Below are 13,563 nucleotides of genomic sequence, written 5' to 3' on the forward strand. Positions count from 1 at the left end.
CGTGAACGCATGGGGAATCGACCTGAGGGGAACGCGAAATCATGAGAAACGTCTGGATGGCCACTGCGGTCATGTGCCTCGCCGTCAGCCCGGCCTTCGCCTCGGATTGCGAAGCGCTGCCCGCCAAGGGGCAGGTGAGCCTCGAGAAGAAGTACATGAAGATCAAGGCAGAGAGCGCGCACGCCGCCACGGACTGCGTCGCCATCCGAAACAACGACGCCCTGGGAACGGGCCACGGCATCAAGCTCAACTGCCGGATCCACTTCCGCCCCCGGAACGGGGGCTGCTACGTGGACTACACGCCCTACGGCGAAACGAACAAGAGCCTCTCCCGGCATCCTGGCTGTGATGCGAGCAAGTGGACCTGGGCCAGGAGCGTGGGCATGTCCACTGGCGATTCCGCCTCGGATCCACGAGGAAAAACGTACACGGGCAGCGTCCGCTTCAACATGATGAACGCCGAGTACGAGCTGAAGTACACCGTCCTGGTCGGTGACAAGAAGAGCGACAAGGCCTTGGAAGACACCTACGCGGCGACGTTGAAGAAGATCTGCATCCGTAAGTCCAGTTGACGCCCGGGCGCGGCGAGGCCTTGGCGTGGTGACTGGGCTCATCAGGGCGCGAACTTCCGTCACCAGTTCCGCGCCGTGGATGTGCCTTGAGTTTCCTCGGGGCGCGCCATTGAGGGACGGGCCGCCCTGGCCATCCGTTGGATTCCCGCCGCGCGCCCACCGCGTCCGTTCATGAGGCCACACCGTCAGGTAGCCTCCCGGTGCCATGCGCCGCTTCGTGCATAGGGTGCGCACGACGTATGACCACCCTGGACCCGCCCTCTGCCTCCTGGCTCACGCGCTGCGCGCTGTTCAGCGGCAAGCTGCTCGTGGTCGCGGCCGCGGTGGTGGCGCTCGTGCTGCTGCTGGCGCGGCTCTACCTCATCGTCCTGCCGACAGTGGCGGCGCTGCTGCTGGCGACGTTGCTGTACCCGCCCGTCCGGTGGCTGTCCGCCCACCGGGTGCCCCGGGCGCTCGCGACGGCGCTGGCGCTGCTGGTGCTGCTCCTCGTGGGGGCCGCCGGGCTGTTCGTGCTCGTGCCCCGAATCGTCCAGCAGGTGGGCTCGGCGGGCTCGAACGTGAAGGAGGGAATGGAGGGCCTCATTGTTTGGATGACGCAGGAACTCCCCGTGTCCCGGGCGCAGATCGACGGCCTGTTCGAAAAGGCGCTCGACTACTTGAAGTCGAACTTGGGGCGCATCACCGCGGGCGTCCTCGCGGGCGCCAACTTCGCGGCGCAGGCGGTGGCGGGCGGGCTGCTGACGGTGACGCTGCTGTTCTTCTTCGTGAAGGACACCGAGCGGCTCGGTGGCTGGGTGCTGGCTCGGGTGTCACCGTCGCGGCGTGACACGGTGCGCGCCGTGGGTCTGCGCGCCTGGGGAACACTCAGCGGTTACCTGCGAGGCGTCGTCATCGTCGCACTGGTGGACGCGGTGGGCATTGGCGCGGGCCTGGCCATCATCGGCGTGCCGCTCGTGCTTCCGCTGGCGGCGCTCACCTTCGTGGGCGGGTTCTTTCCCGTCATTGGCGCCACCCTGGCGGGCGTGGTCGCGGTGCTGGTGGCGCTCATCACCAACGGGCCGCTCGACGCGCTCCTGGCATTGGCCGTAGTGCTGGGCGTGCAGCAACTGGAGAGCAACGTCCTGGAGCCCGTGGTGATGGGGCGCGCGGTGCCGCTGCACCCGGTGGTCATCCTGCTGTCCATCACCGCTGGGGGCGTGCTCTTCGGCGTGGCCGGGGCCTTCCTCTCCGTGCCCGTCGCCGCGGTCCTCTCCGCCGCGGGCAACGAGCTGCGCCTGCGCGACGAGGCGCGCGTCCTCGAGAAGCCTTCGACGATTGCGCCGCCGTGAGCCGGAGCCGCGTCAGGGGAAGTGGTCCACCACCTGGGCGTTGGACCACGGATGCGCGCGGGTGTGGCCGGGCCGTGAGCCCCGGTACTTGGACATGCCTGTCTCGTTGCCCAGGATGAAGCACACCGGGTACTCGCTGCCGTCTGGCGTCCGCGCGCGTGTGTAGCGGCCCTGGATTTTCTCCCCGCCCGTCCAGATGCGCCCGTACAAGAGCGTGTTGGCCGGGAGGCGATCGATGGGCCCATCGAGCCGACTGGTGATGGGGCCGTCGCTGACGACGATGCTGTAGTTCGTTTGGTACGAATCGTCCGGCTGCTGGATGTCGAGCTGGATGTGCCCGCGGGACCTCAGGTCGAGCCCGAGTTGACGCATGGACTCCAGGGCTTCGGCAGGGCAGCGCGCGGGCTCGGGCCGGACCTGCGTGCCTGCGCAGGCATTGAGACTGGTCGCGGTGAATGCTGCCAGCAGGTAACGGTGGAGTCGGGGGACACAGCGCGCGTGGGGCTCGGTCGTGGACATGGCATCTCCCGGCCATGGCGGCTCGGCGGTGGAAAACGGAAGGGCCGTGGCGGGCGAACCAGTGTCGGCTGGTCCTCCGGTCCGCGCCAGTTGCTGAACGGGATGAGACGGAGTGGGGGCGGCATGAGGTGGGCCCGCGAGCGTCAGTCCCCAGGACATGCACGCAACCAACGTCAGGGCTCCAGCGACTCGCACCCATCGGCTCTCGTGCCTCGGCTCCGGCGGGCTCGCTGGCTCCGTGCGAGGTTGCGTCTGGACCTCCGAGAACACCCGGCGCCGCAGCCAGCGGCCCATTCGATGGTGCTGAACCCGGGCCGCGCGTAGGGCCCTCGCATGGAGAAGGGCCGCTTCTTCTCCCGGTGCCACAAGGCCCCAGGTGTCCTCGTCGCGTGTCGTGCGTGTCGCCGTGGAGGGCCCCTCGTACCAATCGAACAGCGGGACGTCCCAGTCCGGTCCCGCGTGCGCCTGGGCCTGTTGGACTTCCCGGGCGAGGTCCCCCGCGCTGCGCGGCCGGGCTTCAGGGGTGAACGCGAGCAGTCCCTCAATCCAGCGTGCGAGCAGCTCGGGCACACGCGGGTTGAGGGCTCTCAAGGCGGTGGAGGTCACTGGGGAGTGCGCCTTGTCCAGGACGAGCGGCGGATACTGCTCCACCACCAACCGGTGAAAGGTGACGCCCACCGCGTACAGTTCGTCCGCGACCGTGTAGGGGTAGTGCTCGGAGCGGGCGGTCTGCCGTGGAGCCTTCATGCTCCAGAGGATGGCCTGGGGGCTGCGATAGGGCCCGGTCCCGGGCGGCAGCCGCGCGGCGGAGGTGATGGGGGCAGCACGGGGATGCCAGCATGCGCCCCAGTCCAGCACCACCAGTCTTCCGTGTTCCTCGACGCGAAGGTTCTCCCCCTTGAAGTCGCGGTGAAGCACCTGCCTGCGATGCGCGGCGTCCAAGGCCCACGCGGCCTGCGCCAACAGGCCGGCGACGTGCCGCGCCGTTGGATTGCGCGCCCGAGACCAGTCATACAGCGTGGTGCCTCGCACGTACTCCAGCACGAGGTATGGGTAGGCGGCGGTCCCTGCGCGCCAGGTCCCCGTTGCTTGCAGCCGCACAACTCCAGGGTGGCGGAGCAGGTGCAGCGTCCGCGCCTCGCGCTGGAATCGCGGATCGCCGGGGGAGTGGGCCAGTTTGAGCGCGTAGCTGCGGCCTTCGGAGCGCGAGCGCACTTCGTACACCGTGCCGTTGCCGCCGCCTCCGATGCGGCGCTCCACGCGCCAGCGTTCCACGCGCGTGCCGGCAGGCAGGGCCTGTGGAGACATCACGAGGGGGCCTGGGGAAGATGCGCTTGGCTCCAGTCGCATGACGGATTCCTTCGGGGCTGTCGCACGTCTACGGTTTCAGTCGCGCCCATCGCACGCCGCGGCGCCGGCCCGTGTCCCAAAGCTCCAGCGCGTAGGCGGGTGGAGGGCGCGTGGGGGCGGGCCACTGCACGACGGCGACCGCGCTCTGGCCAGGCAACAGACGCGGCTCCTGCAGCAACAGGGGCAGCTCCATCGGCTCGCCTGTTGGCCGCCCGTTCGAGTCCAGCGAGGTCAGCCGCGCAATGCCCGGTTGCCAGGGCGCCTCGCCCGGCGGGTTCTCCAGATTCACCGCGAGCGCTACCCACGAGCCGGAGCGATAGCTATCAAGCTGACGGACCTTGAGCTCCGCCTCGCTGGCTGGGGTATCCATCCACGTGCCGAGAACTCCCGTGATGCCGATGGCGCCAGAAAGAATGGCGCCCGCGAGGCCCGGGTGTGGCACCTGCCGACGCGCCGTGGCCAGTCGTGCCTCCAGCAGTGCGTTGCGCTCACGCAGGGCAACCAGTTCAGCCTCCAGTTGCGTCACGGTGGCGGGGTGGCGCCTGACATCGATGACTGAGTCCACCACGTTGGCCTCGGTGGTCAGCTCCAGGACGATCCGTTGTGGCGCGGCCGCGTCCGTGAAGCGCAGCACCAGCGGCGGAACGCCCCGTGCGGGCATCGCGACGGCGGGCTGGAGCAGCAGATGCGTCCCCGTGACGTCCAGCCGGGTGAACAGCCCGCGTAGGGCCTCGGGAAGCTCACCTTCCAGCACGGCGTCCGAGTCGAGCAGCACCGTCGTCACGACACCGGGCGCCAGCCTGAGTCGCTGGACAGGCTCACCCGCGCCCGCGCTCAGGGCCACGGCCCGCTCGATGCGCCGCCAACGCTTCGTGTCTGGCGTCTGGGCCAGCGCTGCCGTGCCCAGCAGGAGCACCACTGCCGTCATTACCAACGAGCCAGGGGGGAACACGGCGGGGCAACCTCCAGGGTTCTAACCTACTCGAAGGGGATGACACGGCGGGACGCTTGGACGAGCGCGAATGTCCCGCCTTCTTCGAGGAAGAACGCGCCTCCGTCTGGCATCTCGGAATGGGCGATGTCTACCTGAAAGGTAGTCAGATTCGCGCAGGACGTTCAGCGGTCGTCGGGAACACTCCTGCCACGCGCGGAAGAAAAATCACCGGGCCCGCGATGGGTTGTCCCGCGCGTTGGCGTCTTCCTTTTCGAGCGCCGCCTTCCATACCCCTGGGGAGGTATCCACCGCCGTCCCTGGCGTCGCTATGAGGGAGCGTCATGGGAGAGCAGAGCGCGTCTCGCCTGGAGGGCGATCGCTATCAGCATCTGTTGAGCTGGTACGAGCTGCTCCGGCTGCTCGACGCGGGCAGTCCCTTCTCGCACGGCTATGTCGAGCACCCGGAGGCGGGCTCGGCGGATGACGTGACGCTGCACGCCCGGCCCGGTGCCGGCGTGGCCAGTCGATACATGCAGGTGAAGTGGCACGTCGACCACCGGGATACCTACTCCCTGGCGGGGCTGGTGACGCCGCCTCGGGTGGGCAGCTCCTTGCTGCGCAAGCTGCTGGAGAGCTGGTTGCTGCTTCGGCCCCAGGGGCCCGTCGAAATCTGGCTGTTGAGCAACTGGGCGTCGGCGGCGGACCTGGGCCGCTATCTGCATGGCCGGGACCACTGCTTCACGGATGCGTTTTTCGAGCAGCCGCCGCGAGGCGCCCTGAAGAAACACTGGGCGGAGTGGGAACAACGGCTCGGTGTATCGGCTGAGATGCTGCGGGCGTTCTGCAAGGACTTGCGTTTGCGGCTCGGCGTGGGCGGCATCGCCGACCTGGAAGAGCAGGTGGATGACCGGATGGGTCGGCTTGGTCTGCGCATGGGACGGCAGCCGCGCGCCATCGTGGTGGACGGGCTTCGGGAGTGGATTGAGGTCGGCGGCGGCAGGAAGCACGTCACCCCCGACTCGCTGCGCGACGCCATTCGCGCATGGGGACTGCTGGCCTCACGGGAGGACGCGCCCGCCGTGAGCCTCTGGATTCATGGGTGGGCGCGACGTGAGTGGGAGCAGCCTCCCACCGAGGAGCTGGACTGGACGCCTCACTTCGACCGCGACACGCGGATGGTGCCGTCGGAGTCGGTGTGGCGCGACGTGTTGCTGCCTTCGCTGCTGGCTGTGCGACAGCGGCTGTCGAGGCGGCCTGACGGTGCATTGATTGACCTGCGGGGCAAGCTGCCGCTGAGCACGGTGCTGGCGGTGGGCTTCCACTTCCCGGAGGTGGGCGGCTACCGCTTCCGCGTCGAGCAGCCCACGCGAGGAGAGACCTTCTTGTGGCGCTCGGACGCGAAGCCGTCTCCGCGCAGGTTGCGTGTCACTGGGCACGAGGGCCACGCGGATGCCACGGGGCTGCTGGTGGTGTTCCAGATGACGGGGGATGCCCGCGTGGACGTGGAGCGCTTCATGGCCGAGCGGCCAGGGCACTTCCGTGCCGTGCTCTACCTGGAGCCGGAGGATGGGCCCCACGACGGCGCCGTCGGCTCGGATGCGGACGCGGTGGCGTTCGCCGTCCAGGCGCGCGAACAACTCCGGCGCGCGCGCAACGAGCTGCGCACTGCGGTCACTCATCTCATCCTTTACGCCCCCTCGGCGTGCTGCGTGTTCCTGGGCCAGCGGCTCAACGCCGTGGGCCCGGTCGTGGCCTACGAGCGCACCGGCTCAGGTGGCTACGCGCCCGCGCTCACGTTGGAGACGGGGTGAACGCCATGCCGCCGATTTCCGCCCGCACGTTTCGTACCGCGTTCAGCACTCCTCGTTTCATGACGCCGCTCCGGAAAGGTCCCTCACATGCCTGCCATTGACCTGCTGTTCCCCGTGCAAGGCGGTCCGGTGCCGCTCGACCACGCTTATCTCCTGTTCTCCGCGCTCTCCCGTCACATCCCCGCGCTGCATGAACGCACGGACATGGGGGTGTTCTCGCTTCGAGGTGTGAGCAACACGCGGGAGTTGCTCTACCTGGGGCGAGGCACGCTGCGCCTGCGGTGCCCAATCGAAGCCGTGGCTACGCTGCTGCCGCTGGTGAGCGCGCCGCTGGAGGTCGCGGGGAGACGCCTGTCCCTGGGCGCGCCCTCGCTCCATGCGCTGGAGCCCGTGCCCGCGTTGTCCGCACGGCTGGTCACCTTCAAGCACGCGATGGATGAGTCTTCGTTCATCGTGGCTGTCACCCGGGCACTGGAGGCGCTTGGCGTCCAGGCCACGCTGAAGGTGGGGCGCAGGCGCATCGTGCGCATCGCTGGCAAGAAGGTCGTGGGCTTCGCGCTCGAACTTCATGGCTTGTCGGCCGAGCACTCGCTGCGCGTGCAGGAGCAGGGCCTGGGAGGTCGCCGTCACATGGGCTGCGGCCTCTTCCTCCCGCCCGGCCGGGCGGCCCGTGTCCAGTCTCGTGGGAAGGCCGCGTGAAGCGGCTGTTGGCCAAGAGCACGGCCACGCCTGACAGACCCGAGGGCGAGGCCACGTTGTTGGGCCACACGGTCCTGGTGCTGTCAGCCGCGCGGAGGCTCCTGGAGCACCGGGGGCGCGCGTCGCTGCTGGCCGCGGGCCTGGACCCGGCGTTGGAGCCCCGGCTGCAGCGCATCGTCCTGCTGGCCGCCGCGCTCCATGACCTGGGCAAGTGCAGCGAGCACTTCCAATCCATGCTGCGCCGCCAGCGCGAAGCGCCGCAGCTTGTCCGTCACGAAGCGCTCTCGCTGTGGCTCTGCTGGCCAGGGCAGCCGCTCTCCGTATGGCTCCTGCGGGACGTGAGCGAGTTGGACCTGTGCCTGGCGCTGGTCTGCGTGGCCGCACACCACCGCAAGTTCCAGACAGAGGCCTTCGCGCCCGACGGCACCGGAGCGGGGCTGTCGCTGAAGTTGTGGGTCCAGCATGAAGACTTCGCCCGGACGCTGGGGCGCATCGCCAAGGAGCTGGCGCTGTCCGCTCCGCCACTGTTCACCGCGCCCATCGTGCTCCTCGCCACGCGGAAGGAGCACCCGCGCGACCAACTCCAGTCGTGGCAGGACGACTTCGAGCGGACCGTGCCCGCCGGCTCCGTGGACGCGCGGCTCCTGGCCGTGTGCAAGGCATTGGTGCTCGCGGCGGACGTTGCGGGCTCGGCGCTCCCCCGGAGCGGAGAGAAGCAAGACTGGGTGGACCGTCAGCTCACGGCGCCCCATCCCGCCGAGGCCCTGCGCGCCGTGGTCGAGCGCCGCCTCGCGGGACGCACACCGCGACCGTTTCAGGAGGAGGTGGCCCGCAGCGCCGCGCCGCTGACCCTGGTCCGCGCGGGCTGTGGCAGTGGCAAGACGGCCGCTGCGTACCTCTGGGCCGCAAGACAGCACCCCGGCCGTCCGTTGTGGCTCACATATCCGACGATGGGCACGGCGACGGAGGGCTTCCGGGACTACCTCCACGGCGCGGACGTGGAGGCCCGATTGCAGCACTCACGCGCGGAGGTGGACTTCGACATCTTCGGACTCCGCGACGGCGCGGCGCCGGGGACGGGCTCCCGCGACCAGGACCGGCTCGACGCGCTCCGCTCCTGGGGCGCCGACGCGATGAGCTGCACGGTCGACACGCTGCTCGGGCTCGTCCAGAGCCAGCGGCACGGGCTCTATGCCTGGCCCGGGCTCTGTGCGGCCTGCGTCGTCTTCGACGAAGTCCACGCCTATGACGACCGGCTCTTCGGCTGCCTGCTGCGCTTCCTGGAAGCCCTGCCGGGAATCCCCGCGTTGCTGATGACCGCCAGCCTGCCCGCCACGCGGCTCGACGCGCTGCGCGGCGTGTGCGCGCGCGTTCATGGCCGGAGCCTCGCGGAAGTCGAAGGGCCGGAGGACCTGGAGACACTGCCGCGCTACCAGCGGCTGGACGTCGCGGAGCCGTGGTCTCTCGTGGCGGAGTGCCTGAGAGACCACGGCAAGGTGCTGTGGGTCAGCAACACGGTGGATCGCTGCATGCGGACCGCCGAGGCCGGCACGTCGCACGGTGCACGCGCGCTGCTGTACCACAGCCGCTTTCGTTACGAGGACCGCGTCCGTCGCCACGGTGACGTCATCGAGGCCTTCGCCACCGAGGGCCGCGCGGCGTTTGCTTCGACGACGCAGGTCGCGGAGATGAGCCTGGACCTGTCAGCGGATCTGCTCGTCACGGATTTGGCGCCCATCCCGGCGATCATCCAGCGCTTGGGGCGGCTCAATCGCCGCAGCACTCCGGAGCGGCCCGCGCCCGTGCGGCCTTTCGTGGTGCTCCCCTTCGATGGGCCGCCGTACGCCGCGCCGGACCTGCGCAACGCGCGTGCATGGATGGAGCGGCTGGGAACGGGGCCGCTGAGCCAGCGGGACCTGGTGGACGCATGGGGGCCGCCCGGGATGACGGATGCGCCGCGGCGGCAGTCCAGCACCTGGCTGGATGGACGCTTCGACACCTGGCCCGCGCCGTGCCGCGACGGGAGCCCCAGCCTCACGGTCCTCCTGGAACAAGACGCCCGTGCCGTCCTGGACGGAGCGGTGAGCGCTCACCGGGTCACCCTGCCCATGAACCTGCCACCCGAGTCCTTCAAGTGGCGTGCATGGCCCCGCGCGGGCCGGCTGCCATACCCCATCCCTCCAGCGGACGCGCTGGACTACGACGGCCTGCGAGGTGCGCGATGGCGAAAGCCGTGAACCCACGGAAGACGGCCTTGCCCGCTCCGCTCTCCATCCGGTTGTACGCACCGGGGATGACGCCGCTGTTGCGCGCGGGCGCGGGCGGGTTGGCGGCATCGCTCCGCGCCATCCTCGGGAGCGCTTCACCCGCCGCGCCGTGGCCTTCTCCGGTGCGGCTGGGGCCCGGGGCGGCGACGGTGGAGCGGGAAGCCATCCACCTGGACTGGGGCGGCAAGGCACCGGAGGCCACGCTCCGGGCGCTGTTCGGCGCGTCATTCCAGGTGAAGCAGGGCTTCATCGACCTGCCGGGCACGCGTCCACCCGGAGCGCCGGAGCCACCGCCCGAGCTGGCCGCGGCGCTCCACGATGCACTCAAGGTGACGTTCCTCCAGCATGGCAAGTCGACGCAGGGAGGCGCGCGAAGGCGCGTCACCTTCGAGGTGGACGCGCGGCCCGTCATCGTCGAGTCCCAGGGCTACGACTCCTTCGTCCACCAGACGGCCTGGCAGAGCGTGCTCGAGGCGCTGGAGGCGGGCGCGACGTCGCTGGCGAGCTGGGCCTATCCGGGCGCGGCGGAGCGGCACATCGGTGTGCGCGTCACCAAGGTGGAGTACACGGCGGCGGAGGCGCTCTGCGCGTGCTTCGCGCTGGTGGGGTGTGTCTCCTACAAGCTGCCGCAGCTCCGGGGCGGGGCCTTCGTGGCGCTGGCGCCCACGAACCTGGTCCGCTTCGCGGAGCTGCGCCCTGGGCTGACGCCCAAGCGGCTCCGTGACGTGGCGGTGGCGGGGGCGTCGGACGCGGTGCTCGCGGCTCAGTTGGTGATGGCGCAGGAGGCGGGGAAGAAGCGGCTGGGGGCCGTGCTCGGGACCACCGAGGCCGTGGCGCTGCGGCAGATGCCGTGGAACGCGCAGCAGAAGATTCGCGGCGCGGTGGTGCGGCAGGACGCCGTGCGCGAGGAGGTCCTGGACCGCTACGAGGCCGCCGCCGCCGCGCTGCCGCACACGCTGCGAGTCCGCAAGCCCGAGGGCAAGGCGAATGGCGAGGCGGGCTACTTCATCGCGACCAGCGCGCTGCGCGCCTTCATCACGGAGAACCTCGCGGCTTCACGCCCCTGGTACGCGGACTTCGCCACCGCGACGACGGCGGAGGGCCGCTTCATTCACGACTACCGCGACCGGGACAACCTGGGCGCGCTGCTGTGGCACGAAAGGAAGGGACTCATCGCCATGCATCCGTACCTGGGAGAGGCTGAGCAGTGGCTCGTCCAGAGCGTTCACCTCGCGCTCCGGAGCCGGTTCAAGAGCATTTATGCGGACACGAAGGAGAGCGCCCCGGCCACGCGCTCCAACCGGCTCAAGGGTGAGCGTGAGCGTTGGCGGCTGAGCTTCGCGGGGGCCAAGACGCCGGAGCAGGTGCGCGCGGCGCTCGCGGACCTGTGGAGCCGCGCGGGCACCAACCGTGAGCTCCAGGAGCATTGGAGGGACCTCCTCCCGCTGCTGGGGCCCGAGCGGTGGCGCGCGGCCCGCGACCTCGCGCTGGTGGCGCTGGCGAGCTACCAGGGCAAGGGGGGCGAGGCCGCGGAACTTGAGGACGCGGACGAGGCCGCTGGCGCGTCCGAGCAGTCCTGAGCAGCTCCACACACTTTCCCGGAGTCCATTCATGAGCCTTCACGTCTTCGCCGCCTTCGTCACGCCGCTGGGAACCGCCGCCAACAACCGGGGCCTCACCGAGGGAAACATCACCAGCCTCCAGAAGCTGGTGTGGAACGGACAGGTCCACACCACCGTCTCCGCCGAGTCCATCCGCTTCGCCTTGCGGCGGCGCTTGAATGAGCAGGAGCCGTGCAACCGCACCTATGACGATGCGTCACGCGCCAACGCGTGGAAGGACGCCGCCTTCAGCGCCTGGTCGGGGAAGTCGAAGGAGAAGACCTATATCGATGATGACCTGCTGGGCTTCATGTCCGCGGAGGGGGCGAAGCAGGAGAAGGAGAAGGGCACGGCGAAGGTCCGCCGCGCGGTGCTGGAGGTGTCCCGGGCGGTGAGCCTCACGCCGTGGTCCGGGGACGTCACCTTCAACGCCGCGAGCCCCGGGGCCACGCCCTCCGCGCAGAAGAAGGGCAGCAACCCCGTGCCCTACGGGACGGAGATGCACGCGACACGCTACCAGTACGGCGTGGCGCTGACGCCAGCGGCGCTGCGAGTGCCGGCCCGTGCCGTGACGGCGCTGAACCAGCTCTGCGCGCTGGGGCCCGTCGCGGGCAACCACGGCCGCTTCCTCTTCGATTTCAGTCCGGAGTCGGTCGTCTTCCGGCTCACTCAGGAGGCCGCGCCGCGCATTCTGTATGCCTTCGAGCCGTCCTCCCGCGCGGGGGGCGTGGAGCTCGCCGCGCTGCTGCGCAAGGTGAAGAGCGGCGACGTCCCCGCGAAGGAGTTGGTGTTGGGCGGGCAGGTGGTGGAGGGGCTGGGCGCGGAGGAGCGCGAGGTGCTTTCGGGCGCGGAGCTCCACGCGGGCGTGGTCGCCGCCTGCCGCGCGGCGTGCAAGCGGCTGGAGGCGAGGAAGAAGTGATCGCGCTCGAACTGTCCGTGCCCGTGGCGTGCTGGCGCAAGGGCCGGGCGCGCGAGCTGGTGGAGACCGAGGTCCTGCCGCCGCCCGCGACGTGCTATGGCGCGTTGCTCTCGCTCGTCGGTGAGCAGGACCGGGAGCGGCACCGGGGCTGCCGCGTGACAGCGGGGTTGTTGAACGCGCCTGTCATCAGCACGGTGCTTCGCACCTTCTGGCGGTCGAAGAACCTGAAGGTCGCGAAGGGGAATGAGAAGAACGCCGCGCCGGACCAGCAACAGCTCGTCATCGACGCGCGCCTGGTGGTCTGGTGCGACAGCCGGGAGGAGTCGGACTCGGGTGAATCGCTGGAGGACCGCGTCATCCGGGCGATGCGTGAGCCCGGCTCCGTGACGCGGGCCGGGGCGTGGTCGCTCGGGGAGTCCACGCACCTCATCAATGACGCGCGTCTGCTCCCGGAGGGGCGGCCGCCAGCGGGCTGTCGGGCCTTCCTGACCGCGTCCACCGGTGCCCTCACCCTGCCGGTCTGGGTGGACCACGTGGGCACTCGTGGCACTCGTTACGAGGTGGGGCGGCTCGAAGAGGTCTTGGCTGCTCCCGAGGTCCAACGGCTTCCGCGCATCCCGCTCGCGGAGGGCGCTGGATAGGTGTCTGTCGTTGTCACGCGGTACCGGGGCGGGGGGCCCCAATACATGAACGCATCATCCACGAGTCCGAAGCCTGTCGTCGGCGCGCCGTCCATCCGCACGCACTGCATGCGCTGGCGTACTGCGAGCGGCTCTTCTACCTGGAGGAAGTGGAGGAGCTGCGCGTGGCGGACGCCGCCGTGTTCGCGGGACGGCGGCTGCACGTCCAGCTCCAGGAGGAAGGCGAGCGCGTCGAGCTGGAGCTGGCGAGTGAGGCATTGGGCCTGCACGGAAGGGTGGACGCAGTGAGGACGCGGGAGGGGACGCTGGTCGTCTACGAGCACAAGCGCGGACGCCATGCGCCTGGAGGGGACGCGCCAGAGGCGTGGCCGAGCGATCGACTCCAGGCGGGGGCCTACGCGCTCCTGGTGGAGGCGCGCTTCCCGGGGGCGCCCGTGGAGTGCCGGGTCCGCTACCACCAGACGGACACGACGGTGCGCTTCCCGTTGGACGCGGCGCTGCGGGGCGCCGTGGTGGCGGCCGTGGCGCGTGCCCGGCTGCTGCGTGCGTCGCGGGAGAGGCCGCCCGTGACACAGGAGGAGCGCAAGTGTGCGAAGTGCTCGCTGGCGCCCGTGTGCCTGCCGGAGGAGGAGCGGCAGGTGGTGGGGGAGGAGCGGCCCCGGCTCTTTCCAGAGGATGATGTGCGGCAGGTGCTGCACGTCGCGACGCCTGGGACGCGGGTGGGGCGCGCGGCGGAGGAGCTGGTGGTGACGCCACCCGAAGGGGAGGGCGCGCCGTCGAGGCAACCCGGGCGCATGGTGTCGGCGCTCATCGCGCATGGAGCGGTGCAGGTGAGCGCGCAGGCGCTGGCGTACTGCGTGGAGAACGACATCGGCGTGCACTGGTTCACGTCCGGGGGGCGCTATCTGGGGGGATTGGGCGG

11 protein-coding genes are annotated in these 13,563 nt (G+C 70.1%); 9 read left to right on the plus strand and 2 right to left on the minus strand.

Annotated elements, in window-relative coordinates:
* The first annotated feature begins 56 nt into the window (after positions 1-56).
* Together FMP39_RS31160 and FMP39_RS31165 are read left to right on the plus strand one after the other, a co-directional pair.
* Positions 57-572, plus strand: a complete 516-nt coding sequence (locus FMP39_RS31160; protein WP_141593719.1) for a hypothetical protein — start codon at positions 57-59, stop codon at positions 570-572.
* 239 nt (positions 573-811) lie between these two features.
* On the plus strand, positions 812-1,900 hold the full coding sequence (locus tag FMP39_RS31165) for an AI-2E family transporter (RefSeq protein ID WP_228558495.1): 1,089 nt from the start codon (positions 812-814) through the stop codon (positions 1,898-1,900).
* 12 nt (positions 1,901-1,912) lie between these two features.
* On the opposite strand, the gene FMP39_RS31170 is transcribed toward FMP39_RS31165, so the two are convergent.
* Positions 1,913-3,727 (minus strand): serine/threonine-protein kinase, encoded by a 1,815-nt coding sequence (locus FMP39_RS31170; protein ID WP_228558496.1) that lies wholly within the window; start codon positions 3,725-3,727, stop codon positions 1,913-1,915.
* Positions 3,728-3,797: 70 nt separating this feature from the next.
* Entirely contained in the window at positions 3,798-4,721 is a 924-nt protein-coding gene (locus FMP39_RS31175; protein WP_141593722.1) for a DUF2381 family protein, read from the minus strand.
* Positions 4,722-5,044: 323 nt separating this feature from the next.
* Here FMP39_RS31175 and FMP39_RS31180 point away from each other — a divergent pair, with 323 nt between their 5' ends.
* From FMP39_RS31180 to FMP39_RS31210, 7 genes are all read left to right on the plus strand, one after another.
* A complete protein-coding gene (locus FMP39_RS31180) occupies positions 5,045-6,514 on the plus strand; it encodes an SAVED domain-containing protein (RefSeq protein ID WP_141593723.1) in 1,470 nt (489 codons plus the stop codon).
* Between the two features lie 87 nt (positions 6,515-6,601).
* Positions 6,602-7,213, plus strand: coding sequence for a type I-MYXAN CRISPR-associated protein Cas6/Cmx6 (gene cas6 / locus FMP39_RS31185; protein ID WP_141593724.1), 612 nt, complete (start codon positions 6,602-6,604; stop codon positions 7,211-7,213).
* Entirely contained in the window at positions 7,210-9,450 is a 2,241-nt protein-coding gene (cas3, locus tag FMP39_RS31190) for a CRISPR-associated helicase Cas3' (protein WP_141593725.1), read from the plus strand. The genes cas6 and cas3 overlap by 4 nt, the downstream gene beginning before the upstream one ends.
* Positions 9,435-11,060: a type I-MYXAN CRISPR-associated Cas8a1/Cmx1 gene (cas8a1, locus tag FMP39_RS31195; protein ID WP_141593726.1), complete on the plus strand. Its 1,626-nt coding sequence runs from the start codon at positions 9,435-9,437 to the stop codon at positions 11,058-11,060. Before cas3 ends, cas8a1 begins: the two co-directional genes overlap by 16 nt.
* A 31-nt stretch (positions 11,061-11,091) precedes the next feature.
* Positions 11,092-12,000: a type I-B CRISPR-associated protein Cas7/Cst2/DevR gene (gene cas7i, locus FMP39_RS31200; RefSeq protein WP_141593727.1), complete on the plus strand. Its 909-nt coding sequence runs from the start codon at positions 11,092-11,094 to the stop codon at positions 11,998-12,000.
* Entirely contained in the window at positions 11,997-12,641 is a 645-nt protein-coding gene (gene cas5, locus FMP39_RS31205) for a type I-MYXAN CRISPR-associated protein Cas5/Cmx5/DevS (protein ID WP_141593728.1), read from the plus strand. The genes cas7i and cas5 overlap by 4 nt, the downstream gene beginning before the upstream one ends.
* Positions 12,642-12,790: 149 nt before the next feature.
* Positions 12,791-13,563, plus strand: a 773-nt coding sequence (locus tag FMP39_RS31210; RefSeq protein WP_255508566.1) for a Dna2/Cas4 domain-containing protein, incomplete at its 3' end; no start/stop codon positions are given.

Source organism: Myxococcus sp. AB056, assembly GCF_006547365.1.
GTDB classification, from domain to species: Bacteria; Myxococcota; Myxococcia; order Myxococcales; family Myxococcaceae; genus Myxococcus; species Myxococcus virescens.